Genomic DNA, 26,297 nt, shown 5'->3' with positions numbered 1-26,297 from the left:
ACTATCACCTGAGGCAAGCCCGAGCCAGCCTGGATTTCGCTGCCATCGATTCCACTATGGGCCGATGACGGCAGGACATTAAAGGTGGCTTGCAAAGAAGTTGTCCAGCTTATCCCAGGGAATCAATTGGGCGCGATCGTACAGATCCACATGCCCGACCCCCTCTACCCAGTAAAGCTCCTTAGGCTCAGCGGCCCGTCGATACGCATCTTCGCTGAACTCTTTTGAGTGCGCTTGGTCGCCACTGATAAACAGCATCGGGCGAGGGGAGATGGTCTCGATATCGTTGAACGGATAAAAGTTCATAAACTTGGTGTTGCTTGAAAGCCGGGGGTGAGTGGTCAACTCGGGTGAGCTACTCTCGGGCGTGTACTCGCCGCGCGGCGTGCGGTAAAAATCGTAAAACTCGCGCTGAATGGGGTGGGTTTGCTCGGTCAGCTCATGCACGGTACCGCTGGTGTATTGCGCTTCGCCACCGTTAAACTCCACATAGCGCTGCGCAGCGGCCTGTGTGATTACTTGCTTGCGCTGCTCCAGGGTTTGCGACTTGTTCAGCGCATGACGATTAGCCGCCCCCATGTCGTACATACTGACAGTGGCGATGGCCTTTAATCGGGGATCAATTTTGGCCGCACTGATCGCAAAGCTACCACTGCCGCAAATACCAATCACACCGATACGGTCGCGATCAATAAAAGAGCGGGTGCCAAGAAAATCGACAGCGGCACTAAAGCTCTCGGCATAAAGGTCGGGCGAAACGGCATTGCGCGGCTGCCCCTCGCTCTCCCCCCAAAAAGACAAGTCGATTGCAAGGGTGACATACCCGCGTTCGGCCATTTTGGTCGCGTAGAGGTTAGCGCTTTGCTCCTTGACCGCGCCCATGGGGTGGCCAACCACAATGGCCGGATAGCGACGACTTTCGCTGTCCTTAGGCCTGAACACATTGCCCACCACCTTCATATTGTACTGGTTGATAAAGGTTACTTTCTCTCGCGTAACCTGCTCACTTTGATAAAAGTTATCCGCCCCAAAAGACATATCGGCTCCCGTAGCATGAATTGATGACAAGAAAAAAATCGCACTGAAAAGCAGTTGTTTCATAGAAACACTCCCTAAACCGGTCAGTAGTTAGTGGCCTCACCCCAGAGCAGTTGAAAATACAAGCGCCGCTGCCCGTGCTCCGCGGGCCCAATGACATAGACGCTGGCGCCAAACATTGGCCTTAGTTGCCATATTGGCGCAGGGACACTCGCTTTCGGTAGACTATTCCAGGGGGTTTATTGCCTAAAACTGCAAAAGCTCAGGGTTTTTCTCGACACCGGGCCGGCGCCGATTTATGGTGGCTTTATCTGATAAGGGAGCCGACGCATGTCTTTCAATGAACCGCCAATAGACGGCGCGATAAACGATTTGAGCGCACTGCAGGCCTCCCTGGCACAGACCATAGAGCGCAGAACACGCAATCAAGAGGGAGATTGCAGCACCGCTATCGGGAACTTGTTGCTGTTTCGTCGCAATGCGCCCTCAGAACCCTGCGCCTGTCTCGTAGAGCCAAGCATCGTGCTGGTAGCCCAGGGCGCCAAGCAGCTCCTGATTGGCGACAAAGTCTACGCGTATAACGCCAACCACTTTCTGATTACCTCACTGAACCACCCGGCAAGCTCGCAGATTCTCGAGGCATCGCCAGAGCAGCCCTGCCTCGGGCTGGTACTAAAGCTTAACCTCAGCGTCACTACAGAGCTTATCGCCCAAACCCGTCAGCAGCCTCCGAGGGAGCGGGGCGGGGAAGAGAGCGCCGTTATCGGTACGGTCGACTCCAGATTCTTGCAGGCTTTTGCGCGACTTATGGCACTGCTCGATGAACCCACGTCCATTGAGGTGCTCGCCCCGCTTATTGAACGGGAAATTCATTTTCGTTTATTGCAAAGCGACATTGCCCCGCGCCTACTGCAAATAGTCACCGTGGGCAGCCAGAGTCAGCGCATCGGGCGTGCCATCGACTGGCTAAAAGCACATTACGATCAGCCACTGCGTGTCGAAAACCTGGCCGCACACGTGCAAATGAGCACTTCCAGTCTGCATCATTACTTCCGCACACTCACGGCCAAAAGTCCTCTTCAATATCAAAAGTGGCTGCGACTGAACGAAGCCAAGCGGCTGATGATCAACCACAACCTCGAAGCCGCCCAGGCGGCCTATAAAGTTGGCTATGAAAGTCCGTCACAGTTCAGCCGCGAGTACAGTCGCCTGTTTGGTGCATCACCCAAAAAAGATATTCTGTTGATGCGACAGCAACAAAATGGATAGCCACCCGACCACAGACCGATCCGCAGGTTAAGCGCAAAAGTGGCCCGGAGCGTCTTAACCTCTTATAAAACTTGGTCTAGGGCAGGGCCGGGTGCAGCTCTTCACACGCTGCTTGGCCCCTGACCAACAGGGCAATGCTGAGCTTTTCGGGCCCAAACTGTCTTACTCGCTTACCCTCAGCAAATCAGTTCGCTCCACAGACCGCTCTGACGCCTATGAAGCAGTCGTATTTTTTCATTTTTTGAAGCCTGCTAAAAATCACCCAAATGGCGCCAAAATGCCATGATCTCCCTAAAAAACCCCAGAAAACAAAGGTAATATAATACCAACTATATCTTGTATACTAGGTCACAAGTATGTTGACACCTCAAATAGTCTATGTGACTATCACCCCGTAGCAGTACCAATGGCCGGGAGATTTTCCGGTTTTTTCTAATAATGAGCTGCATAGGTGTCTTTCCATAGGTGTCCCACAGGCGCCAGCGGCAAACATCGATAAGGAGGATCTGCCGTGCCCGGCAGACTGAAACAATAATGAGAGCAAACCCCTTAAATACCCATAATGATTCAAGCGCGAGCAGCCGCACCCCGGCTTTTCGGCGCTCACTGTTGGCGGCCGCCATCGTAGCGTGCACACCTGCTGCGCTGGCGCAGAGCACCGATGCATCCGATAGCAGCGATCCTTCCCTGGAAGAGGTGGTTGTCACCGGTCAGCGGCAATCACTCGAGAGCGCCATGGAGCTTAAGCGCGCCTCGGACACCATCGCCGACTCCATTGTGTTGGACGAGGCGGGCAAGGTACCGAGCACGTCGCTGCTGGAAATTCTGGAGCGCACCCCAGGCGTTACCATGAACCGCATACGTGCCGGCAGTGAAGGCTCGCCCGACGGCTTTGCCTTTGAAGGCTCAGGCGTTCAGGTACGCGGCCTGAACAAAACCAAAACGCTGATTAACGGCCGTGAAGTATTCTCCGCCAACGGCGGCTCGGGCTTGAGCTGGGCGGATGTCGGTCCTGAGCTTTTGTCGGCGGTGACCGTCTATAAAGCCAGCCGTGCGGATTTGATTGAAGGCGGCGTTTCGGGCACCGTAAACCTGCAGACGCATATGCCGTTTGATTTTGATGGTTTTCAGGCGAACGCAGCCTTCTCTGCAAGCTACGGCGACTACTCTGAAGACGTCACTCCGGCCGCTTCGGGTATGATTTCCAACCGCTTTGATACCGACATCGGTGAAATTGGCATTCTGCTCGATGTGGCCTACTCAAAGATTTCATCGCACGACAGCAACATCATCATCCCGCCTTACTACGCCACCGAGTACAACGGCGAGCGGGTCTACGCGCCGGGCGGCATTCGCTATACCCAGGATCAATTTGAACGCGTTCGTGACGGTTACTACGGCGCCATTCAGTGGGCTCCGAACGAGAATTTAGAACTCTTCCACACCACATTTATTTCTGAGCGCGAGAGCGACCGTAACAGTCAGATTCTGGCGCTGGAGCCGGGGACTCCCGTAGGCGTTTTCGACGGTGCCGAGTTTGATGACGGCGTGTTCGTGCGCGGCACCATCTCAAGCGCAAATCTCGAGTCAGGCCTGAACGTATCGCCCAACTCAAGCTTTACGCCCTCATTCAGCCGCACAGCGGACCACAGTACCGGCTTTAAATTTCAGCAAGACACCTGGGATATCAGCGGTAGCTACCAGTACGTTGAGGCCGAGTCTCGCTCGGGCAAGTACAGTTTGGGGAGCACTGTCATTCCGGCCATTTTGGAAACGCATCTGGACATGTCGGGCGATCGCCCCTCGGCCAGCTTTGCCACGCCACTGTCAACCGACCCGGCCGATACCGGCCTCTCCCGTATCAACTGGCTGGATATGTCCAACGAGGGCGAATCCCATGCCGTGCAGCTAGACGCCAACTTTGACCTTACGGGTAACTTTTTCAAAAAGCTGGCCGTCGGTGCCCGTGCGGCAGACCGCGAAGAGTCGGATAACTTTGTCGGCACCTGGTGGTCTGCTACCGGTCGCGGCTGGAACGGTGTGCCACGCCCGTTTGTCAGCACCGCACCCGAGGGCGACTTTGAACTGGAAGAGTTTTCCGATTTCTTTAAAGGCGATGTCCCACCGCTGGGGGGCGTTTGGGTCGGTTCCGGCCAAGTCAACGCGTCCGAGCAGTTCGACCGCGTCTACGACACCTATCTGGCCTGCGGCCCGAACCTGCATTACCAGTGTAGCGACCCAGAGGCGACCACCTACCTCTACAGCACCGACGAGGTGCTGCGCAATCGCAACTTCGATCAGCTGCCATCGTTCTACGAGACCAACCACAAGACCCAATCGGCCTATGCCATGCTGGGTTTTGAAAACTTCAGCGAGTCTCGCTTTTTGAACTTCAGCGGTAATATCGGTGTGCGCTGGGTCAACTACGACATTGAAAGCCAGGGCAACTTTACCTACAACGGCGGCGCGCGCTATTACGCCAGCCTGGCCGATGCCGAAGCATCCGTAGAGGCGATGGGCGGGCTTGCCAATGTGGCGGCCTGGCAAGAAGCGAACGAGGGTGCACAGCCACCGCTCACCATGGAGAGCGTCGGCTACGAAAAAGAGCGCTATGGCAGCTTCACCAAGGATTACTTCCTGCCATCGTTCAACATCAAGTTTGAACCTGCCGATGGCTGGGTAATGCGTTACGCCCTGACCAGGACTCTCACGCCACCACGCTACCCCGACATTCGGGCGCAGGGTACAGCGGCTGTCCAAACCACCGAAAACCCGATTAACGATGAGCTGACCGCGCTTTACCCAGGTGAAGATGTGTCCATACCGGCGATTTTCTCCGGCTACACCAACACCACCGGTAACCCTTTCCTGGAACCGGAGATTGCACTGAACCACGACCTTTCGTTTGAGTGGTATCCGCGCAAGGGCTCATCGTTGTACATGGCGCTGTTCCATAAAACCATCGACAACTACATTACTTTTAACAACTTCTCGGCACCGGCGAGTGAGTTTTTCTCCCAGGAGGATCAGCCACAATCGGCTGTAGTCGATGGTAGTGGCGGTAGCAGCTCGTTCCTTGAGGGACCAGTCACCAGCCGCACCAACTTCAATGCCGAAGACAAAACCTACATCAAAGGCTTTGAGCTGGGTGGGCGCACTTATTTTGATACCTTGCCCGGCTGGTTGAGCGGCTTTGGTATCGATGCAAACCTGACTTACATCGATAACGATGCACCAGAGGCCTTTGCCCAGGACATTAACGGCGATTCTCTCAATGTACCGGTTATCGGGTTGTCTGAGTGGGCTTACTCAACAACCTTGCTCTACGACTGGAACAAGTTCAGTGCGCGTCTATCCTGGAACTGGCGCGATCGCTACCTGACAACCACCAACGACTCTGGCACCACCAACGTCTACACCGATCCATTCAGCGGCAACGAGGTGCAGTTTGGTATGCCGGTGTATGCGGCGGCGTCAGGCCGGCTCGATGGTAGCATCTCCTATCAGTTGACCGACTCGGTGAATATCAAGCTGAATGTGCAAAACATCACCGATGAAGACCAACGAACTGAAATGGAGATCCTCGACGGACGCTTTGTAGATCGCGCGGTTTTCGTTACCGACCGGCGCATCAGCTTGCACTTAGGCGTTGACTTTTAGGTGAGCCATAAGGGACGCTCTTGTACAAACTTGACGAGAGATTGGTAATAGGAGCCAAGATGAGCAAGAGCGTCCTGATCGTCGGGGGTGGAACCGCAGGCTGGATCAGCGCGGCCTATATGGCGCGGATGCTGGCGGCCGACACACCGGGCGGGGTGTCTATCACCCTGGTAGAATCTGATGAAATCGGTATCCTCGGTGTAGGCGAGGGTACCTTTCCCATTATTCGCAAAACCATGGGCCGCATAGGCCTGGACGAAAGCGAGCTTATTCGCGAAGCGGATGCCACCTTTAAGCAGGGCATTCGATTCAATCACTGGAAAAAGAATCCGGCCGAACACCCGGGTGACACCTATTTTCATCCCTTTCAGGTCGCCTCCCAACACACGGACATGGACCTTTTACCCTATTGGTTACTGGGTGTCGCGGGGGATGTGCCCTGGGCGGAGGCCTGCACCGTGCAGGAGCGGGTAGTGGAGGCAAAGCTTGCCCCCAAGCTGATCACTCACCCCAATTACGCCGCACCGCTTAACTACGCTTATCATTTTGATGCGGGCAAACTTGCCCAGCTGGTGCGCCGCCGCGCTATGGACATGGGCGTAAAGCGTCTGGTTGACACCATTGACGATGTCAAACTCGATGAGCACGGCGCTATTGCCAGCGTTACCGGTCGCGCTCACGGTGAGCTGACGGCGGATCTTTACATTGACTGCACCGGCTTTCGGGCGAGGCTGATCGGCGAAACGCTGGGCTCGGAATTTACCTCCTACAAGCACCAGCTGTTTTGCGACCGCGCTGTCGCCATGCAAGTGCCGTATGACGCGCCTAACACACCGATCCCTTCGTGCACCTATGCCACGGCGCAAGAGGCCGGCTGGACCTGGGATATCGGCCTGCACAAGCGTCGCGGCCTGGGTTATGTGTACTCTTCCGATCATTGCAGCGACGAAAAAGCAGTCGAAACCTTAAAGCGCTATATCGGCCCAGCGGCCAATGAACTGCAGCACCGGCAGCTGTCCTTTGAGGCCGGCTTTCGAAAAATTCAGTGGCACAAAAACTGTGTGGGCATCGGCCTCTCCGTTGGCTTTATCGAGCCACTGGAGGCCACCGGCATCAGCTTTGCCGAAGTCGCCGCACTGATGCTCTGCAACTTATTTCCCTGGTCAGGGGATACCGAGCGCTCGGCCAAACAATTTAACCAGGCCATGACTAAACGCTTTGAGCATGTGATCGACTTTATCAAGCTCCACTATTTTTTGAGCCAGCGAACAGACACGGATTTTTGGCGAGACAATAGAGAAGCGTCTACCGCCTCGGACTACCTCAAAGAAAAGCTCGAGCAGTGGCGACACCGCCCACCGTCGTTTTTGGACATTGATGCCAGCCACGATATTTTTGATGAAAACAGCTGGCAGTACATTCTCTACGGCATGGACTTTAAAACCGACATCTCCGCCCGCGCAGGTGCCTTGCGGTTTTATGACGACGCCAAAAGGGAATTCGATAGTATCCGCCAGCAGAGCCATAACGCCCTGAGCGCCGTACCCAGTCACCGCGACCTGATCAATGAGGTGGTCGCCAAAGGCTTTCATCCAACCTCGGGCGGGCGCTCATGAGCGTCGGGGTAGGCTCCGGTTTTGACAGTGACACATCGGTTAACCGGGTGGTCATTGTCGGCGGAGGCACCTCTGGCTGGATGTGCGCGGCAGCCATTGCCCGCATCTCGCCACCTGAGACCAGCATCACCTTGATTGAGTCCGATGAGATCGGCGTGATCGGCGTCGGTGAGGCCAGCATTCCCCCTTTAGTGGAGTTTAATGAGTTTCTCGGCTTGAGCGAGAACGATGTTCTGCGCGAATGCCAGGGTACATTTAAACTCGGCATTGAATTTGTCGACTGGCGAAAACCCGGCGAGCGATATTTTCACCCCTTCGGCTTCTATGGCCGGGACACACCTGAATTTCCGTTTCACCAGCTGTGGCTGCGGCTAAACGATCTTGTGAAGCGCGGTCAAGCCCCCGCCGAATTATCCGCGCCCATCAATGAGTACAGCCTCTGTGCGCTGGCGGCGCGCCTTGGCCGATTCTCCCAGCCGCACGGCGGTAACGAGACCATACTGTCCACCATGCGCCACGCCTATCATTTTGATGCCATGCGCTACGGCCAGATGCTACGCCGCTACGCCGAACAAAGAGGTGTGCAGCGCATTGAAGGGCGGGTAGACAGTGTGCAGCTGCACCCGGATCGCGGCGACATTCGTTCAGTGACCCTGCGCGAGCAAAGCGTGGTTGAAGGTGAACTGTTTATCGATTGCAGCGGTTTTAAAGCGCTGCTGCTAGAAGGGGCGCTGAACAGCGACTTTATCGACTGGAGCCACTATCTCCCTTGCGACAGGGCGCTTGCTCTACCGACCACGGGGTCCGCTCCGCCCGATCCCTTCACACGCGCAACGGCAGAATCGAGCGGATGGCGCTGGCGAATCCCACTGCAAACACGAACCGGCAACGGCTATGTGTATGCCAGCGCTTTTGCCGATGAAGACGAGGTCCATCAACAGCTTGTGCGCGGCGCCGAGGGCGAACCGCTGGCGGAGCCTTTGGCGCTGCGTTTTCGCACGGGCCATCGCCGCAATTTTTGGCTGAAAAACTGCGTTGCCATCGGTTTGGCGGGCGGGTTTATTGAGCCGTTAGAATCCACCAGCATTCATCTGGCGCAAGTGGGCATTCAGCGGCTGGTGAATCTCTGGCCGGGCCGCGGTTTTAACAGCGCCGAGGTTGCGCACTACAATCAAATAATGACAGCAGACTACGAGCGGCTGCGAGACTTTATTGTTCTGCACTACAGTGCCACCGAGCGCACCGATACCGAGTTTTGGCGCTACGTGGGCCATATGGATATTCCGGAGTCCCTGGCGGCAAAGCTGGAGATTTTTCGCGGCAGCGGCAGGGTAATAGCGGCGCCGGACGATTTGTTCACACCCCACAGCTGGCTCGCCGTCATGCTGGGGCAGGGCATCTATCCGGATCATTACGACGCCCTGGTAGACCGGGTCCCTGATAGTGCGCTGATTGAAAACATGCGCTTACTAAAAAGCTCCATTGCCAAAACCGCCGCCTCTTTACCCAGCCATGAAGATTACATTCGCCGCCACTGCGCCTCACCGGCCTAGTGCCCGCGACGCTATATTGAAGAAGGTAAACACATGAAGCTCAACGCCGGATCACTGCGCTATTCTCTTGTACTCCTGGCAGTGCTTATGTCGCTCACAGCGGCCTGCTCATCCAATGAAAAAGAGCGTCAGATCAACGCCGCTGATAGCCCGGCGAACACCCAATGGGTCGGCACCTGGGCGACAGCGCCGCAACTGACTGAGCCCAGAAACAATCCGCCCGAACCCGGGCTGGAGGGCAACACGCTTCGTCAGGTATTTCGCGTTTCCCTTGGCGGTGACACCCTGCGGATGCGCTTTTCCAATGAATTCAGTGAATCACCGGTCACCCTAAAGCGAGTCGCCCTTGCAACCGCCAGAGGCGCCAGCAACATTGATATCGCCAGCAACGCGCAGCTGACGTTTAACGGCGAGCCGTCAGTGACCATTGAACCGGGCAGGGCCGTTTACAGTGACGCTCTGGATTTTTCGGTTAAAGCACTTTCTCAGCTGGCGGTCACCATTGCCTTCGGCCAGGTGCCTGAAGGCATTACGGGCCATCCCGGCTCCCGCACCACCTCTTACATACTGCCGGGCGATCAGGTGAATGCCTTATCCATGCCGCAGGCCGTCACCACCGACCACTGGTACTTGCTGACCGGGCTTGAGGTGAGAGCCCCGCATAGCGCCGCCGCTATTGCGATCATGGGGGACTCCATCACCGACGGACGCGGCTCGGGCACCAACCAGCAAAACCGCTGGCCCGATGAACTGGCCAACCGCCTGCAAGCCAATCCGGCCACACGTCAGGTTGCCGTGCTCAACCAGGGCATTGGCGGCAACTGCATTACCCGGCCCTGCCTTGGTCCGGCCGGACTAGAGCGCTTTAGCCGGGATGTTTTGGGGCAGCAGGGAGTAAAGTGGCTGATTATTCTCGAAGGCATTAATGACCTTGGCGGCCACGGCACTACCGAGAAGGCCGAGAACATTATCTCGGTGTATCAGGACATGATTCACCGAGCACACGCCGCCGGCATCAAGGTCTATGGCGCAACACTCACGCCGATAAAAGGCTCTGGCTACGAAAGCCCCGGCAGCCTGGCCGCGGTCGAAACGGTCAACCACTGGATTCGCCACAGCAGCCAGTTCGATGCGGTGATTGATTTCTACCAAGCTGTTGAAGACTCACAAAAGCCCGGCCACCTCAAACCCGAGTACGACAGTGGCGATGGCTTGCACCTAAGCGAAGCCGGCTATCGCGCTATGGCCGAGGCGATAGAGCTGTCGCTGTTCAAGCGCTAAAGACACGCGCTGCGGTGTCTTTAGCAAAAGCGCCCATCACCAACGAGTGGTCGTCTGTGACCACTACATAGTCACGCCAGCCTCGTAGGAACACAAGCGCCTGGCGTACAATCGCCCTGTGCCCGTCTTAATGGCGGTTGGACCAGTCATTACTGATCAGATAAGGGGTTGTTGTGTATCGCATGCGTTTTTTATTCCACGGTGTAATGCTGTTAGTCCTTCTATTGTGCCAAGGTGCTTGGGCTGACACGCTTGAAGCTCAAGATACCCCACAGCTCAAGTCCTCCGCGGTCATCCAGCTCGAGCAAGGAAATATTCAGGGTGTTGTACGCGCAAAGGTTGGCCACTACCTCGGGATAGCCTACGCCCAGCCACCTGTGGGCCCCCTCCGCTGGCAACCACCTCAAACTGTGCAAGCTCACAACGGCGTCAGGCAAGCATCAAGTTTTGGCCCTGCCTGCTGGCAACCCCGCTCTGACAACCAGCCTGCGCTTAATATGAGTGAAGACTGCTTAACACTCAACATATGGGCACCGTTGAAACCGCAGGAGTCTTTACCAGTCATGGTGTGGATTCACGGCGGTGGCTTTACCTCAGGCTCAGGTCAAATCAACGGCCAAGCTTTGGCAGAGCAGGGCGTCATCGTTGTCTCTTTCAATTACCGGCTAGGGCCTTTGGGGTTTCTCCAGCACCCGGCACTGGACACGCCAATCGCCAACTTCGGCCTACTTGATGCGGTACAGGCATTGCGCTGGGTCAACACCAATATCGCCTCGTTCGGCGGTAATCCGAACAATGTCACCCTCTTCGGCGTCTCGGCGGGCGGCATGATGGTGAATCTACTGCTGGTTAATGAACAAGCCCAGGGGCTCTTTCACAAAGCCATACCCCAGAGTGGTTACCTTAGCTGGCCGCTGCCTACGACAGAGTCGCAAAGCGACAAACGCGTTATGGATATGAACGGTACGCCTGTGCCAACGGCCGAAGCACTTGCAAAAGCTCTGACTCAAACGCTTTTTGATACACCACCGACACAAGCCGAACTCCAGTCGTTGCCGGCGCCCGCATTGATTGATGCCGTCACGGGGTTTTACCGCCCGGTGGTAGACGGCAACACTTTGCAAGATCAACCTTACCGCTTGCTACGCCGCCAACCGCCACGGATACCTGTCATGACAGGTGGCAACAGCTTTGAAGGGAGCGTTATGCCGTATTCGGGCCTGTCGGTCGAGGCGTATAAGCGCTACTGGAAAGGCGATTATTCCTCACTTACCGCTCGCTACCAAACCGACTTTGCGCACAGCGAAGTACGGGGCTTTCAAAGAGCCTTTGGCGATGAGCGCTACCTGCTGTCAGCGTACGTAACGGGCCAAGCCTGGCAAAAGACGAAACAGCCCGCTTGGCTGTACTACATTACGCTTGCCGATAACGACCACCCAGGCGCGCCTCATGGGCGAGATGCCTACCTACTGTTTAACGGGCACGAGAGCGAGCGCCGACAAGACCAAGTCTTGACCCAACAGTTGCGCCAGTACTGGGCCAACTTCGCCCGAACCGGTAATCCCAACGGCGAAGGCTTGCCAGCATGGCCGGCATACACAGCCAAGGACAAGCAATGGTTGATGCTGGGTGAAACGGTTACGCAGGGCGCTGTAAAACCCGAGTCTTTAGAGCTGCTTGAGCAGAAGATCACTGAGCGCGAGCATTTCCCCGAGCGCTAAAACGCCTGCAGCTCAAGCGCCGGTAAACAGCCTAGGCACGGCAATCAAACCCGACGAGCTTGTACTATTGACTCACTCCCAATAGCGGATCACACTAGCGATCCGCTCCCCAAGTCCTGAGTGTATGAACCACGAGCTCTCCCAACACCCGGCGTCAGACCGGCCCCACTGTGCAATGCATCTTGCACTGCTTGGGTTGGTGTTGGCCGTATTGTGTGTGTTCGGCGCCTCAACAACCGGCGCCGTTGCCACGCAACAGGGCCTTGAGGTTGACCGCGAGCAGCTCATTGGCGCCGTTTCTTCTGACTCGCTCAGGGTTTATCACCACGAGGCCCTGGGCGCTGGCGGGAAAAAGCCGGGCAGCGAGCCGGACAATTGGCTTGTCAATTCGTATCAACCTGTCTCTCTCGCTCAAGGCGGCGCGGTATGCGCCGAGCACGACCTTTGGCTCAACGCCAGATCACCCCTTCGCTACCACACGCCCGTTTTGCGCGCCCCACCTGCGGCGTAACTCCTTTGCTTTCGCTGTAACCCGCAACCACGGGTTACCACCATTGTTATTGCGACGAGAGTTACTCCATGAAAACATTGAGTTCTCGGGCCCTCGTGTATGGCCTGATTATTGCGCTCGGCTTGCTGAGCGCTTTACCCAACCTAATGCCAGAAGCGCTGAAAACTCAGCTGCCGAACTGGTACACCCAAAACACCGTCTCGCTCGGCCTTGACCTGCAGGGCGGCTCACATTTATTGCTGAGTGCAGACTTTAAAGAGCTCTTTCAGGCCGAACATCAAAGCCTCGCCGATTCGCTCAAGCAGCAGCTGCGCGAACAACGAATCGGCTACACCGACGTCAGCGTCTCGGATAAGCGCATCACCATCGCGCTCAGAAAACCTCACGAGCTGGACCAGGCGGTCTCTATTGCCAAAACGCTGCGCGCGCACGACGGCTCCCGCCAGTTAACACTGGACACGCACGACCAAACACTGACCATTGCGCTCAGTGACCAGCGCAAAGAGGCCATCGCCAAAGACGCGGTAGAGAGAAGCCTGGAGGTGGTCAGGCGCAGGTTGGATGAAAGCGGCCTGGTTGAGCCCAGCATCAGCCGCCAGGGCGATGACGGCATATTGGTACAAATGCCCGGCGTGGCCGACCCATCGCACATTCGCCAACTGCTCGGCACCACCGCCAAGATGACCTTTCACTGGGCCGCCAACGCCAACACATCCATAGGCGACAGCGTCATCCTCACAGGCACCGACGGCTTACAGACCTACGAGCTGGAAAAAACCGTCGCCCTTGAGGGCAAGCACATAGAAAACGCCCAGATGGTGCTCAGCTCCGCCACCAATGAGCCGGTGGTGAACTTCAAGCTCGATCACAACGGCGCCCGGCGCTTTGCCGACATGACCCGCGACAACATCGGCCGGCCACTGGCAATTGTTTTGGACGGCAAAGTCATTACCGCACCGGTAATCCGCAGCGTCATCGGCGGCGGCAGCGGGGAAATCAGCGGCTCTTTTACCGTAAAAGAAGCCAGCGAGCTGGCGCTGCTGCTACGCGCCGGCGCGCTGCCCATTCCGCTGCACGTTATGGAAGAGCGCACCGTCGGGCCCGACCTCGGCAGCGACGCCATCGCCATGGGCCTGAGCACCGGGTTGCTGGGCGCGGCTCTGGTCATTGGGTTTATGCTGGCCATCTACGGCCTCTGGGGGTTGATCGCCTGTATCGGTTTGAGCGTGAACATCGCCCTGGTGTTTGGCATTCTCAGCCTGCTCGGCGCAACACTCACGCTGCCGGGCATCGCGGGCATTATTCTCACCATTGGTATGGCCGTGGATGCCAACATACTCATCAACGAGCGCATACGCGAAGAGAGCCGCCGGGGCAAACCCGCCTGGAAGGCGCTGAAAGAGGGCTTTGATCGGGCCTACGGCACGATTGTGGATTCCAACGTTACCACCCTGATTGCGGTTAGCCTGCTGTTTCTATTCGGCAGCGGGCCGGTGCGCGGTTTTGCGGTGACCATTGGCATTGGTTTGCTCACCTCACTGTTTACCGCCGTGGCCGTTACACGCCTGCTCATGGAGTGTTCCGTCAAAGGGCGCGAGCGAAAACCCCTGGCCATCTCCGGTATTGCGCTGCTTGATCGGCTGAGCTCAACCTCGGTGAATTTTTTGGGCGGGCGAGTAGCCGGCCTTGTAGCATCGGCGGTGTTATCCATTGCGGCAGTTGTCTTGTTCGCCGAGCCCGGGCTTCGCTACGGTGTGGATTTTACCGGCGGCACCGTGGTCGAGGTGCAAGCCGATCACACCAATGTGGATCAAGTGCGCGCAGCCCTCGGCACCCACGATTTGCAAGATGCCGCGATACAGGAGTTTGGTGAACAGGGGCGCTATTTGATTCGCTTACCCGTGGACACCGAACATCCCGAGCAAACGGCAGAGCAGGTGGATCAGCTCAAGTCAGCGGTGCTAAGCCTTGAGCCGGAGGCCTCATTCCCCAAGGTGGACATGGTAGGCCCCAAGGTCAGCGGCGGCTTTACCGAGGCCACGATTCTGGCCATTTTAATCGCCGGTACGGGGATGCTCGCCTACCTATGGATTCGCTTTGAATCTCACTTTGCCACCGCGGCCACGCTCACCATTGCGCTGGACTTAACCAAAACCATTGGCTTTTTCGCCCTGGCCGGCGTGGAATTTAACCTCACGGCGGTGGCGGCGCTGCTCGCACTTATTGGCTACTCGGTCAACGACAAAGTGGTGGTCTTTGACCGGATACGGGAAAACCTGCGGGCCACACCCGATAAGCCCATGCTGGCGCTGCTGAACGAAAGCATCTCGGCCACCATTACCCGCACGGTTTTCACCTCGGTGACCACCTTTCTCGCGCTGATCCCCATGGGCGTGGCCGGTGGCAGCGCGGTAGCCAGCTTTGCGCTGCCCATGCTGTTTGGTATTGTGATTGGCACCAGCTCCTCCATTTTTATCGCTTCGCCCATCCTCTACTACCTGAGCCGCCGCCGGGAAGCCAAAGGGCTACCGCAACTGCGGCCCACCGCCGAAGAGATGCGCCAGCAACTGGAACTGCGACCCTAACCGGCGCTGAACCTCTGGCCTGTTGGTGCACACACCGGCAGGCCAGAGCAGGGCACTTGTCTTGATGACCGCTCAGCCTCTGGTACAACTGCGCTCTCCCGGCATCGCTCCGTCTCCCGTTACGACCCTGTAAAGTTACGATAGCATTCCCTTTTTGTTGTAAATTCCTCTCTGCGTTTCAGCAAATGCCATTAATCTAGGGCCTGTTAACAAAACCTAATAGCCAAACAACACGCTCAATCCATGAGCATCACCATAATAATGAGCACTACCATAAAAAGGTGTCAGCCACCGGCAAGCGCCGGACGCAGAGCACCATCGAGAGCCCGCTTATTCAAATAACACGCAGGACGGATAACAATGACGCTCTTTAACACCCTAACAATGGCCGCCAAAGCGCGGTTTGCTTTTCTTAGTTTATTACTGATGTTGCTGGGGGTCGGTGCAACCAGCCAAGCGGATGAGGCCAACATCGAAGTGGTGGCCTACCACGTGGACCTGCGCGTGCAGGTGTTTCCTCTGCCCGTGCTAAAGCAAATGGCCGCCGAGGCCAAAGCACACGGGTTTAACACCCTGATCATGGAGTGGGAGGGTGCATACCCCTACAAAGACCATGCAATTATCTCCAACCGTTACGCCTACAGCCGGGAAGAGATCAAAACCTTTATCGACTATGCCGAAAACCTCGGGCTGGACGTGATACCCCTGCAGCAGACCCTGGGGCACGCCGAGTACATTCTTCGCAACGAGCGCTACGCCCACTTGCGTGCCGACGCCAAAGACTTTTCGCAAATCGATCCAACGCTGATGCCCGAGGCCAAAGCGCTTTTTTCGGAGTTGATCAGCGATATGGTATCCATGCACGACTCCGAGTACATCCACATTGGCGGCGACGAAACCTGGCTGCTGGACTGCAACCGCTGCCGCAAAGCCTGGGGCGAGCTCAGCGAGTCAGAAGGTAAGTCAAAACTCTACGTGGACTACATCGGCATGATAGCCGGCATTGTCAAAACGCACGGCAAAACCCCACTGGTGTGGGCGGACATGATTCTTGAACACCCCGAAGCCATCGCCAAAATGCCCAAAGACATAGTGTATATCGACTGGAACTACGGCTGGGCCTACGACCGCTTTGGCACCAACCCGAAAGCCCTGAAAGACAAGCACGATCTGGAGTTCTGGGGCGCCACCGCCATACGCTCCTGGCCCGATGACTATCACGTCAACACCTGGAACACCCACCTCAACAACCAGTTTGATTACATCCCCTTTGCCAGGCAAGCGGGCTTTACCGGCATGGTATTAACCTCCTGGTCCACCTCCGGCGGTTACGGCTACGAGTGGCTCTCCTCAGAGCTGATTGACCTAACCCCCATCCGGCAAGTCTACCCGCACAGCTACCCGGACAACGCCTACCGCCTAACCATCAACGCCTTTATGGACGTACTCCAGGGCAAAGCGGTCACCGCGCCCGACGAATATGCGCAATCTCATTTTGAAAACCGCTTTGGCTTCTCTGAACAACACGCAAAAGCCCTATGGAAGGCCATCAGCGATAGCAGCATGCACACCACCGTCAGCCACACAGCCACCCCCTCAGCCGCTAGCCTGCTGGAGGTGGTCAGCGCAAACCGCAAGCGCCTTGAAAAGCTCACGCCCAAAACCCACCACGGTGAGTTCAAACACTTTGTTATGCAAATGACGCTGCGGGAGTTTTACCTGGAGTTTAAAGCCATAGAGGCACAAGCGCAGTCCTCGGGCTTTGATAGTGAGGCCCGCCAGGCCGCCATCGCACACCTGCAAGCGCTAAAGGAAAAAGCCAAAACCATCGACAACGCCTTTAACGCCCTGTTCGGCGAGACCCTGTACCGCGCAGAACTGGACCAACTCAGCCGATACCGGAGCGCACAACTTGAAGTGCTGCTCGATAAACTCGCCCAGAGCCGATAACACCTAGCCCCCTGAACCCGGCCGTCTGCAAGCCGGGCAGGGAGCCTAGAGGGCTTGCACCGCCCACTAAGAAGGAGTAAATTTGTGCCAAATGGGCCCTGCAACGCAGGCCACGCCGTACCAAAGGAACTGGACACATGGTGCAAAACACACCCTCAGAAGAGACTTTGTCACCGGTCGGCACGCCGCGCCTTCACTGGCTCCTGAGTGCCCAAGAAACTTCCGCTGCTCTCTGTACTAAATCCACTCAGGTATCACCAAGCGCCGAGAGTAAAATCCTCAAACGCTTTACCACCCCGTCAAGGATTGATCAAAAGAGTAGGGAACTTGCCGTTTTCCATCAGCGCTCACACCTTCCCAATACACCTGCTCCTGCTCGGCTGGCCGTTCAAGTGTGTGAGCCAGCGGCTCGGGCACCGCAACGCGGAGTCCAGCGGAATCTACACCAACGTGTTGACCTTCGATCGGGTGATTTTTTATTGACGAACTGCTTCCGACCCAAAGCGGACGTTAGATAACTATCAAATACAAGTGATCCCTTGCTTGAAAATAGAAGAGTAATGCCATGGATTTAGGAAAAATAACTCTATATCTTTCAAAAGAGAAAAAGACTCTTGAAGAGGTAATTGACAATAGTAAATTGCCTAATGAAAGCGCTCGTTTTGTAGTAAAAGACTTTTCTTATAAAGAACGATCTTGCAGGTTTTACTGTAGACAGATATCGGGAGGCACCACTGATAACCCTCCATGGCTTAATTTTGTTAACTCAGGAATCGGCGATGCTAATCCAATAAATTTTAGCTCCACCTATACCAGACCAACAGGCCTGCTATTAGTTGAATGGGGTGAAAGGATTGTAGCTGCATCGTTTGGCCTACAGGCTGGCAGTTGGCTTAAAAAATATCTATTTGAACCTGACTTTGGGGTCAAAGTTGCTATGAATTTGTGTGGCAATAAAAAAGTTAGACAGGCAAAAAGCAGCATTCAATTAGCCACCACACAAATGATAGACAGGCAATTAAGTAGACCATCAGAAGCTTTCGATTTTGGAATGGGAGAGACAGAGTTCCTTCAGTATATTTCTGCGCATTTTCTGGCCAATGAGAAAATAACCCTTCAGGGAAAAGATTGTCTCACGATAAAGTTAGCTGGCGATGATAAATTGTCTTGGGATACATTATTTGACTTTATCGAGCAGTTTTTAGACGCCTTCTCAAAGGAAACCTACAAAGAACTTTTCCCAAATTACCCTAATTTAACTCCAGTATCCAATGAAAAAATAGAAGATCTGGACAATAAATTGCTTTCATTTATAGCAGGAAAAGAATTCGATAAGTTTCATCTTTCTATCCCCGAATTTATACCTGATGATGAATACAGTTTTACTTACCGCCATGGAAGGGGTATGAAAAAAATTAATGTCCATTCTCATGTAGACGCAAAGCACATTGTAGAAGAAAAGCTATTTAGAAATCTAGAAGATGTTTCTATACAAAGCCTGAATAATAAGAAAATTTATGCATACTCACACGAGGAAAGTAAAATTGTCGAAGGCCGCTATTGGAAATTGTATGATTGCATTGTTACAGAAATAGAAGATGAAGGTAGTTGCTACACTTTATCGGCGGGTGTTTGGCGAAAAGTTGATGATGACTTCTATAACGCGGTAAATAATTTCGTGAAAGGCATATCAGAGGAAGATATCCCTAAACAATACCATGACATCCCTATCTTCTGCATGGAATCCAAGAGGAATAAAGAGGCAGTTTTTAATTCGGAGTATTGTAAGAAAGATGATAAATCAATTCTATTTGATCAATCTAAGCTAAAAATTGGGAAAGGAAGGGCAGACAAAGAGTTCTGTGACATACTCAAGCTTGATAATAGAAAGGGTGAAATTATTCACGTCAAACGACTTGGAGGATCTAGTGCCGTTAATCATCTATTTTCACAAGCAAGATTTTATTGTGAATTCTTTTTAACAGATGAAACCTTTGTTCAAGAAATTAGAAATCATATTACGGACAGCAAGCATGCTCTGAAAAGTGAATTTTTAGCTCATGTAAAAGAGAATCTATCTGATGTGTGTGGGCAAGATTACATAGTACGGCTTTGGATTCTATATGATAACAAATTAAAGGAAATACCTAAGCTAGAAAGCTTGCCTCTAATGGCAAAGTATGAGTTAAAACTGACCTATGAAAAGCTAAGGAATGCACTTAAATATAGTGATATCACGTTTAGCATGATACCTGTAATGTTAACGGGCCATAAAGAAGAAATTAGGACGGATACAGCAAGGAAATAATCTATGCTAGCCAATATCCGATTTCGGCCGATTGATTAAATATTGTTCGGATGATAAACCTGTTTCTATAAGAATCGAAACTATTTAGCGTCTGTCTATTAAAGTGTTAAGCATATTGAAATGACCCGTTGCGTATTCTGCAAATCTGAAACATCAAGTGAAAAATCCCGAGAACATATACTTCCTGAGTCAATGGGTAATACTGATCATATTCTTCCTATTGGAGCGGTTTGCAATAGCTGTAATCAGTATTTCGCAAGAAAGGTCGAAAGACCATTCTTGGAATCTGCAATTTTCAAGCAGCTTAGAGCGAGAATGAAAGTTCCTTCTAAACGTGGACGAATTTCAGAATGGAACCCTTCAGATGGACATGAGCTACCTGATGAACGATTGATGGGGCGGTTTCTCGGAATGGCGGCGCTTGAAATATTGGTGCACAAGGTGCAGGGGGTGGAGGCTTGGAATATGGAGGTTGTGGATAACAAAGAACTAGATGATCTGAGGAAGCACGTGCGCTTTAATGAAGGTGATGACTGGCCGTTTATGTTCCGAACTCTACATCCTGTAAACGCAGTTTTTGACGACGAAAAGGATAGATACGAAATTCTTCATGAGTTCGATCTGCTAATAACAGATAATTCGGAGTGCTATTCTTTAGTTTCGATTTTTGGAGTTGAGTTTTCTTTAAATTTAGGCGGAAGAACACTTGAAGGTTACAAGCGTTGGCTATCAGAAAATGAAAATGTGAGTCCTTTGTATGTTGGAAAAAATGCATAAAAATAGGTTCAATGTAGCCCCTCAAACCTACATTACTTTTTGAGGGTGTTCAAAACTCTGTGTCAGCCAAATAGCCTCATAGGCTAATGTGTTTTTCCAAGCGATCCGGGAAGTGGATCGTCAGTTGCGACAACGTTAGATTCCAGTTCTGAATCGGGTGCGTCCAGCGCTTAGAAGCTTTGAGTATACCCGCGTACAGGAGTTTGAATAAGCCGTTCTCGCTGGCGAAGCCACCTTTGGTTTTTGTCAGTTTTCGGAACTGGCGGTGAACAGCCTCAACCGCATTGGTCGTGTAAATCGCTGTGCGCACGTAATCCGTGCGAATTCAGGGTCAGATCTTGAATTGAGAACGTCACGCCACACCCACAGCCAGCCAGGCGGGCATCTCAATAGTGATCGGTCCGTCAAAGCGCTCGACTAGATAGTTTTCCACGGCCTCGGCGGCGGGGGCGAAGACCGGATCGCCCAGCTTGTGCCGCAGCAACACAACGGGCGCGAAAGAGCGCTGCATACCCTGCCACAGTGTGCTAATGTCCGACTCCTCCACGCGGTGACTGCGCGGGTGCAGGCTGACGTCGAAGCCGGCGGCGCTCATTTCGGCAATAAAGGTGTCGCCATCCGACAGTGGCGGTGCGCCGCCGCCCTTGGGCAGGTCGGGCAAAGCTTCGCGCAGGGCCTGAAAAACAGCGTTAAACACCGGTTGCTCGGGGTTGGCCTGCCAACTGGACACCACGGCCCGCCCGCCGGGCTTGAGTACGCGGTAGAGTTCGGCGAAACCGCGCGCCCGGTCGGGGAAGAACATCAGCCCGAACAGGGAAAAGGCGGCGTCGAATTGGCCATCCGCGTAGGGCAGTGCCTGGCCGTCCCCCTCGCGGGCGACTAGGTGGCTCAAACCCTGGGCGCGCTGTGCAAGGATGTCGAGCATGTCGCGGGAAAAGTCCAATGCCTCCACCCGGTGCCCGCGCTGGACCGCCTCAATCGCCAGGGTGCCAGGACCAGTAGCGATATCGGCGATGTGCGCTCTCTCGGGCAATGCCGCCAGGGTCAATGCGTCATCGGCAAAGGCGGCAAACAAGGGCAGGCTTAGCTCGGTATACCCTGGAGCGACCAGGTTCCAGGCGAGCGGACTGGCCAGGGGTGAAGCTTGGGTCATGGGGTTTCCTTGGGCATCAAGCGGAGTGTTCGCGGCTCAGGGTTATAGCACAACCCCCTTTATCTGTCATCGCTCGCCTGGATAGGGGTGAATGCACAATGGCTACGGATGCGAGCCATTGGGATCGGACCCGCCACCATCCACCCTTTTAGAAAGTCGCACTTTTACCAAACACCTAAACAGGCTCTCCAGGCAATACGTTGGCAGTGCTTAAAACCCAAACACCCGACACCTTAGCGCTATGCGAGCGATCCGCGTGGCCATAAGGGCGGGGTGCTTGGTTCTCACCCATATTCACTCTCCAACTTTCAGCGACTTTTTGGTCACATTGGCCTTGATACCCTCCCAGCGTTTACTGACATCAATGCGGTTGATTCTTGGAGGGAGAAGGCATGAGCAGGCAATTGAAGCGGGTATCGTGGTTGACGATTGGGCGGAATCACCATTGGCGCAGGCAGTGGATAGCGGTATCGCGGCTGACCCTGTTGGCGCTGATGCTGAGTTTTCCGCTGTTAGCACGCGCCGCAGAGGCGCCCGGCGCGCTGACGTTTATCGTCACAAATGAGGACACCGATCGGCCGCTCGCTGACGTGCGGGTTATTATCAAGGAGCGGGAAACCGGTGCCACCCAGGCGTTTACAACCGACGCCGAGGGTCGCATTATCGCGGAACAGCTCGACCCTGGCCTTTACGCTGTGAATCTGTCCAAAAGCGGGTTCGCCTCGTCCTATGAGCCAAGCCTGCGGGTAGTGACACGCAAAAACATCAAGGTTGAGTTTGAGCTGAAAGAAGAAGACATTGAAGAAGTGCTGATTCTCGGGCAAGAGGCGGAAGCCATTGCCTCGGTAAACGGCACCTACCTCGATAGAGAAGCCTTGCGCAGCGCCGTGGGTGGCGGTGCGGACCCGCTCCTCGGGCTAGACGGTTTACCGGGCCTGGCATCCTCCAGTGAATTTGCCGCCTTTAGCGTCCGTGGCCGCGGCCCAAGAGATAACCTACTGTTTGTGGATGATTTTCCCTTTGATAAGGCCGTGCATTTTGATGCAACCCTGGGGGAACAAGAAGACGTCGGCGGGGGCGGGCGCTTCTCGATTTTCGCGCCTAACGTTATCAGCGGTGCAGAATTCTCACCGGGCGGGTGGGGCGCGGCCTATGGCGGCCGGGCGGCATCGTTACTTAAACTCGAAGTGGCCGATGGTAACCCAAGTCCATCCGCGAGTTTTCGCTACGACCTGGCAGGCTACGAAGTGGGGTACGACGGGCCTACCGGCATCACTGAAGACTCAACGATGCTGATTTCTGCCAGGCAGCTGGATTTTGGCGACTTCTTTGAAACCATTGAGGAGCTGGACATAGGCGCGCCGGTCTTAAGAGACATCATCGTAAAATCAGTGATGCCGATTAATTCAGACCACACCGTCGAAATTCTACTGATGGATACCCACGAAGACTACACTCGCGGTGTGGATAACGTGTTTGCCTCGCCCAATTTTGAGGATACATCGCTGCAGGATTCCGAGCAGGACAGCGACCTGTACGGCGCGACACTGCGTTCATTGATCGGTGATCAGGCCGTCTGGACCAATAAAATCTACTACCGCAAGAGCGACAAGGTCAGCTCAGAGGGCGAAGCCTATCCCGATCTCGTGCCGGAGGGATCACCCGCGTCCAGTTATCCGGTGCGGGAAGACATTATTACCGTTGGCGAAAACGAGACGGAAATCGGCTGGCGGAGCGACTTTGAAACCGTCAATCGCTGGGGTGTGCTCACCACGGGCCTGCGGGTAACGCAAATTGAGCTGGACTATAGCACCGTCCTGGATGGTGACTGGAACCGGTTTATTTACGACCAGGATGATTTTAGACCAGACCCGAATCAGTTTTATATTGTACTGACACCTGAAAGCATTAACTCTTCGCTCAATCAGAAAGAAACCAGCTATGTGGGTTACATTGATCAAGTGTTTGAGCTCGGCGACTGGGATGTTCGCACAGGTGTGCGCTTCGAGCAGGATGGTTTTGCGGACGAAAGCTTCGCCTCGCCCAGGTTCAGCGTCAACTGGCGGCCTGATAACCGTATAAGGTACTTTTCCACGGCAGGGGTATTCCACCAATCGCCACGGTATTTGGAGCTCGCCGCCAACGAGGCCAACGACCTGAAAACCGAAGAGATCACCCACAGCAGTATCGGCTTTGAATACTTCCCGTCGAACAGCTGGTCGGTATTGGTTGAGGCCTACTACCAAATTCTCGACGACCTGGTGGTAGACCTGGATCGCACCAGCGAAACCTTTGCCAATATCGGTGAGGGCACCTCCTACGGCGTCGACTTTGTGGTCAACGGCACGATTCTCGAGGGCCTTTATGCCACAGCTACTTACTCCTACAACGACGCGGTCATCGACCGCAAAGACGGCCGCGGTGAGGTGGCCGATGAATTCAGCCGCGAACACGTCGCCACCCTGGGTCTAACCTGGGAGATCAACGACCGCTGGAAAGTCGCCGGGAGCTACAAGTTCCTCTCCGGCAGGCCAGATGATGAGTTTATTGTCCACTCGGACGTGCTGGGGGCAGGGCAGCCGCTACGCTACTCCAAAGAGATTACGGCGCGCAGCGTCGGTCGCAAAAGCGGTTCTGGCACGCTGAATATTCGCGTAGACTATCGGCGTGCCTTTGGCGCCATAGATGTCACCACCTTTCTCGATATCATCAACGTTACGGCAACGTCATCGAGCGACGATACCGAGTTTGACTACCGCCGCGGTATTGAGGTGGAAGACGACAGCGAAGCCGAACCCCTTATCGGCCTGAGATTGGATTATGCCTGGTAAGAGTGCAGACGAGATGAACAGCGATATGAGCACTGACCCGATTAGAGCGTTAATTGTCGAAGACAATCGGGACATTTGTGAGAACATCGCTGCCTATCTCGAAAAGCATAACTACCTACTGGATTTCGCCTACGATGGCGTCAGCGCCACGCAGCTCACGCGATTGAATCAGTATGACGTGATTGTTCTGGACTTAATGCTTCCAAGGATGGATGGCCTGAGCTTCTGCCAAAAGCTGCGCGAAGAGGCCGAGGTAGAAACACCGGTGCTTATGCTGACAGCGAGAGACACGCTGGATGATAAGCTTAAAGGGTTCAGAGCGGGGGCCGATGACTACCTGGTCAAGCCCTTCGCTTTGCAGGAACTTCATGTCAGACTGCAGGCGCTGTACAAACGCAGCCACCGAAGGGCCGACAAGATCTTATCGGTGGGCGATTTGACGCTCAACACGTCCACGCTACAAGTGCATCGCGCCGGGCGGCTCATTGAGCTCACTCCTGCAAGCATTCGGTTACTTCAACGGTTGATGCAGGAATCTCCTTGCGTGGTGTCTCGCGATGAACTTGAAACGCTGCTATGGGCAGACGAGCCTCCGGATGGCGATGCGCTGCGTTCGCACTTGTATAAGTTACGACAGGCCATTGACCGACCCTTCGACAGCCCACTCATTCATACCGTGCATCGCATAGGGTACCGAATGGCCGAGGACTCTGAGTAATGTACCGCCGCAGTTTGCGCACCCGTGTCGCCCTTGCCTTTGCATTGTGCGTCGCGGTGCTCAGCGTGGCCTGGGGGCTGGCCTTCTTTGCCGCCATCAGGCTGACTGAAGATCATGTACTGCAACGTCAGCTGGAGCATGCGGCAAAGCGCTACCCCGATTTGACCACAAACCTGCGCGGGTACGACCAAGTAGAACTCTTACCGGCATCACTTAGGGAGTGGGCACAGACAGGCCCGGAGCAGGGGCTGTACGAGTTCAACAGCGAAGAATTGCACGTCGCCGTTGTACCCAGCGACAATGAACAGGGCCGCGCTTTCGTGGTTTTTGACGTTGCCGGCATTGAAGCAGCGTCCTCCGAGGATTGGTGGTGGCTTCTGATTATCAGTAGCGCCGTCGGCACGCTCGGAACCCTGGGCTTCGGGCTGGGCGTTGTCGTCATGCGCAGGTCCATCGCCCCAGTAGCGCACCTTGCCAAGATGGTCGCGGACATCGACCTTGAGCACCTGTCCGCCAGCGACCACAAGCGCATAGAGGCTCACCGCTTTGGCGATGATGAGGTTGGCGTACTCGCTGACACCATTGAAAAAACCCTGGAGCGGATCAGCGAGTTTGTCGCGCGCGAGCGCTACTTCACCGATTCGGCCAGCCATGAATTGCGCACGCCCATCACCGTAATAACAGGCGCGCTTGAGCTGTTAGAGCAAAGCGATTTGTCGGCTGCCGACAATAAGGTTGTCGATCGCGTGAGGCGCGCGACCCTCGACATGAAAACCACCATAGAGATGTTTTTGTGTCTCTCCCGTGAAACCGACGACGGCCTGTACGACAAGCGCTTTGAAGTGGTACCGCTGCTGAATCAGGCAATAGAACAACAGCGGCACTTGTTGCGCGGCAAGTCGCTCGACCTTGACACCGTTCACCGCGCCCAACCCACCATCTGGGGGCACCCGCAAGCGTTTTCAGTCGTCGTCAACAATCTGGTGCGCAATGCCTTCGAGCACACGCTCGCGGGGCAGGGGCCAATCACAATTCTGATCAGAGAACACGAACTGTTAATCACCAACCAAATGAGCGGTAACACTGAGGACCGGCACACCGAAACCGAAGCATCGTCGACCCACGGGTATGGCCTGGGCCTGGGTATCGTTCAAAGGCTGTGCGAGCGCAATGGCTGGTCGTTTGCACTGCACACGGATGACGAACGTGTAGCGACCCGTCTTTCATGGTGACATCGCCAGCGCAGGCACCGAAAACCCGGTAATGTATCAGCGCATGCGGAATCTAGCGAGCCGTTTTTTCTCAGAGCCCTGCTGACGGCGCCCA

General features: G+C 54.8%; 17 protein-coding genes and 2 pseudogenes. 16 read left to right on the top strand and 3 right to left on the bottom strand.

The annotated features are described in order from the left end of the window. Positions 1 to 78: 78 nt before the first annotated feature. A complete protein-coding gene (locus tag QWI16_RS09615) occupies positions 79 to 1,101 on the bottom strand; it encodes an alpha/beta hydrolase (RefSeq protein ID WP_302712682.1) in 1,023 nt (340 codons plus the stop codon). 267 nt (positions 1,102 to 1,368) lie between these two features. On the opposite strand from QWI16_RS09615, the gene QWI16_RS09610 reads away from it, so the two are divergent. The 13 genes and pseudogenes from QWI16_RS09610 to QWI16_RS09555 all read left to right on the top strand — a co-directional run bounded on the left by QWI16_RS09610 (position 1,369) and on the right by QWI16_RS09555 (position 20,269). Further along, complete coding sequence (locus QWI16_RS09610) at positions 1,369 to 2,307, top strand: AraC family transcriptional regulator (RefSeq protein WP_302712680.1); 939 nt, start codon at positions 1,369 to 1,371, stop codon at positions 2,305 to 2,307. 534 nt (positions 2,308 to 2,841) lie between these two features. Then, positions 2,842 to 5,967 (top strand): TonB-dependent receptor, encoded by a 3,126-nt coding sequence (locus QWI16_RS09605; RefSeq protein ID WP_302712678.1) that lies wholly within the window; start codon positions 2,842 to 2,844, stop codon positions 5,965 to 5,967. A gap of 59 nt (positions 5,968 to 6,026) precedes the next feature. Next, positions 6,027 to 7,583, top strand: a complete 1,557-nt coding sequence (locus QWI16_RS09600; protein ID WP_302712676.1) for a tryptophan halogenase family protein — start codon at positions 6,027 to 6,029, stop codon at positions 7,581 to 7,583. Further along, positions 7,580 to 9,136 carry a tryptophan halogenase family protein gene (locus QWI16_RS09595; RefSeq protein WP_302712674.1) on the top strand — a complete coding sequence of 519 codons (1,557 nt, stop codon included), beginning with the start codon at positions 7,580 to 7,582 and terminating at the stop codon, positions 9,134 to 9,136. Before QWI16_RS09600 ends, QWI16_RS09595 begins: the two co-directional genes overlap by 4 nt. Before the next feature lie 33 nt (positions 9,137 to 9,169). Beyond that, on the top strand, positions 9,170 to 10,417 hold the full coding sequence (locus QWI16_RS09590) for an SGNH/GDSL hydrolase family protein (RefSeq protein WP_302712673.1): 1,248 nt from the start codon (positions 9,170 to 9,172) through the stop codon (positions 10,415 to 10,417). A gap of 182 nt (positions 10,418 to 10,599) precedes the next feature. Further along, positions 10,600 to 12,138 carry a carboxylesterase/lipase family protein gene (locus QWI16_RS09585; RefSeq protein WP_368045293.1) on the top strand — a complete coding sequence of 513 codons (1,539 nt, stop codon included), beginning with the start codon at positions 10,600 to 10,602 and terminating at the stop codon, positions 12,136 to 12,138. Between the two features lie 124 nt (positions 12,139 to 12,262). Further along, complete coding sequence (locus QWI16_RS09580) at positions 12,263 to 12,649, top strand: hypothetical protein (RefSeq protein ID WP_302712671.1); 387 nt, start codon at positions 12,263 to 12,265, stop codon at positions 12,647 to 12,649. Positions 12,650 to 12,717: 68 nt separating this feature from the next. Continuing rightward, entirely contained in the window at positions 12,718 to 15,234 is a 2,517-nt protein-coding gene (gene secD / locus QWI16_RS09575; protein WP_302712669.1) for a protein translocase subunit SecD, read from the top strand. A gap of 360 nt (positions 15,235 to 15,594) precedes the next feature. Beyond that, the gene (locus tag QWI16_RS09570; protein WP_302712667.1) at positions 15,595 to 17,184 is read left to right on the top strand and encodes a family 20 glycosylhydrolase; all 1,590 of its coding nucleotides are present in this window, start codon (positions 15,595 to 15,597) and stop codon (positions 17,182 to 17,184) included. A gap of 327 nt (positions 17,185 to 17,511) precedes the next feature. Next, positions 17,512 to 17,667 (top strand): site-specific integrase, encoded by a 156-nt coding sequence (locus tag QWI16_RS09565; protein ID WP_302712665.1) that lies wholly within the window; start codon positions 17,512 to 17,514, stop codon positions 17,665 to 17,667. 82 nt (positions 17,668 to 17,749) lie between these two features. Next, the gene (locus tag QWI16_RS09560) at positions 17,750 to 19,492 is read left to right on the top strand and encodes a DUF6119 family protein (RefSeq protein ID WP_302712664.1); all 1,743 of its coding nucleotides are present in this window, start codon (positions 17,750 to 17,752) and stop codon (positions 19,490 to 19,492) included. A 120-nt stretch (positions 19,493 to 19,612) separates the two neighbouring features. Beyond that, positions 19,613 to 19,762 (top strand): annotated as a pseudogene (locus tag QWI16_RS18740) (HNH endonuclease); the annotation flags it as partial. 45 nt (positions 19,763 to 19,807) lie between these two features. Further along, a complete protein-coding gene (locus tag QWI16_RS09555; protein WP_302712662.1) occupies positions 19,808 to 20,269 on the top strand; it encodes a hypothetical protein in 462 nt (153 codons plus the stop codon). A 76-nt stretch (positions 20,270 to 20,345) separates the two neighbouring features. Here QWI16_RS09555 and QWI16_RS09550 read toward each other — a convergent pair. After that, positions 20,346 to 20,585, bottom strand: a pseudogene (locus QWI16_RS09550) (IS256 family transposase); the annotation flags it as partial. Positions 20,586 to 20,621: 36 nt separating this feature from the next. Beyond that, positions 20,622 to 21,422, bottom strand: a complete 801-nt coding sequence (locus QWI16_RS09545; RefSeq protein ID WP_302712660.1) for a class I SAM-dependent methyltransferase — start codon at positions 21,420 to 21,422, stop codon at positions 20,622 to 20,624. Between the two features lie 392 nt (positions 21,423 to 21,814). Here QWI16_RS09545 and QWI16_RS09540 point away from each other — a divergent pair, with 392 nt between their 5' ends. The 3 genes from QWI16_RS09540 to QWI16_RS09530 are packed head-to-tail and all read left to right on the top strand — an operon-like array spanning position 21,815 to position 26,203. Continuing rightward, positions 21,815 to 24,253 (top strand): TonB-dependent receptor, encoded by a 2,439-nt coding sequence (locus tag QWI16_RS09540; RefSeq protein ID WP_302712658.1) that lies wholly within the window; start codon positions 21,815 to 21,817, stop codon positions 24,251 to 24,253. After that, positions 24,243 to 24,971, top strand: coding sequence for a response regulator transcription factor (locus tag QWI16_RS09535; RefSeq protein ID WP_441294558.1), 729 nt, complete (start codon positions 24,243 to 24,245; stop codon positions 24,969 to 24,971). Before QWI16_RS09540 ends, QWI16_RS09535 begins: the two co-directional genes overlap by 11 nt. Continuing rightward, positions 24,971 to 26,203, top strand: coding sequence for a sensor histidine kinase (locus QWI16_RS09530; protein ID WP_302712656.1), 1,233 nt, complete (start codon positions 24,971 to 24,973; stop codon positions 26,201 to 26,203). The genes QWI16_RS09535 and QWI16_RS09530 overlap by 1 nt, the downstream gene beginning before the upstream one ends. The last annotated feature ends 94 nt before the right edge of the window (positions 26,204 to 26,297 follow it).

The sequence above is a fragment of the Gilvimarinus algae genome (genome assembly GCF_030518215.1).
In the GTDB taxonomy this organism is placed as follows: Bacteria; Pseudomonadota; Gammaproteobacteria; order Pseudomonadales; family Cellvibrionaceae; genus Gilvimarinus; species Gilvimarinus algae.
Note: the sequence above shows the minus strand (reverse complement) of the source record. Positions and strands in the feature narration are given on the sequence as shown.

Excerpts from the sequence above, each read along its gene's own strand:
- QWI16_RS09615 (WP_302712682.1), bottom strand. The coding sequence starts at position 1,101 with ATGAAACAACTGCTTTTCAGTGCGATTTTTTTCTTGTCATCAATTCAT.
- QWI16_RS09610 (WP_302712680.1), top strand. The coding sequence starts at position 1,369 with ATGTCTTTCAATGAACCGCCAATAGACGGCGCGATAAACGATTTGAGC.
- QWI16_RS09605 (WP_302712678.1), top strand. The coding sequence starts at position 2,842 with ATGAGAGCAAACCCCTTAAATACCCATAATGATTCAAGCGCGAGCAGC.
- QWI16_RS09600 (WP_302712676.1), top strand. The coding sequence starts at position 6,027 with ATGAGCAAGAGCGTCCTGATCGTCGGGGGTGGAACCGCAGGCTGGATC.
- QWI16_RS09595 (WP_302712674.1), top strand. The coding sequence starts at position 7,580 with ATGAGCGTCGGGGTAGGCTCCGGTTTTGACAGTGACACATCGGTTAAC.
- QWI16_RS09590 (WP_302712673.1), top strand. The coding sequence starts at position 9,170 with ATGAAGCTCAACGCCGGATCACTGCGCTATTCTCTTGTACTCCTGGCA.
- QWI16_RS09585 (WP_368045293.1), top strand. The coding sequence starts at position 10,600 with ATGCGTTTTTTATTCCACGGTGTAATGCTGTTAGTCCTTCTATTGTGC.
- QWI16_RS09580 (WP_302712671.1), top strand. The coding sequence starts at position 12,263 with ATGAACCACGAGCTCTCCCAACACCCGGCGTCAGACCGGCCCCACTGT.
- secD (WP_302712669.1), top strand. The coding sequence starts at position 12,718 with ATGAAAACATTGAGTTCTCGGGCCCTCGTGTATGGCCTGATTATTGCG.
- QWI16_RS09570 (WP_302712667.1), top strand. The coding sequence starts at position 15,595 with ATGACGCTCTTTAACACCCTAACAATGGCCGCCAAAGCGCGGTTTGCT.
- QWI16_RS09560 (WP_302712664.1), top strand. The coding sequence starts at position 17,750 with ATGGATTTAGGAAAAATAACTCTATATCTTTCAAAAGAGAAAAAGACT.
- QWI16_RS09555 (WP_302712662.1), top strand. The coding sequence starts at position 19,808 with ATGAAAGTTCCTTCTAAACGTGGACGAATTTCAGAATGGAACCCTTCA.
- QWI16_RS09545 (WP_302712660.1), bottom strand. The coding sequence starts at position 21,422 with ATGACCCAAGCTTCACCCCTGGCCAGTCCGCTCGCCTGGAACCTGGTC.
- QWI16_RS09540 (WP_302712658.1), top strand. The coding sequence starts at position 21,815 with ATGAGCAGGCAATTGAAGCGGGTATCGTGGTTGACGATTGGGCGGAAT.
- QWI16_RS09535 (WP_441294558.1), top strand. The coding sequence starts at position 24,243 with ATGCCTGGTAAGAGTGCAGACGAGATGAACAGCGATATGAGCACTGAC.
- QWI16_RS09530 (WP_302712656.1), top strand. The coding sequence starts at position 24,971 with ATGTACCGCCGCAGTTTGCGCACCCGTGTCGCCCTTGCCTTTGCATTG.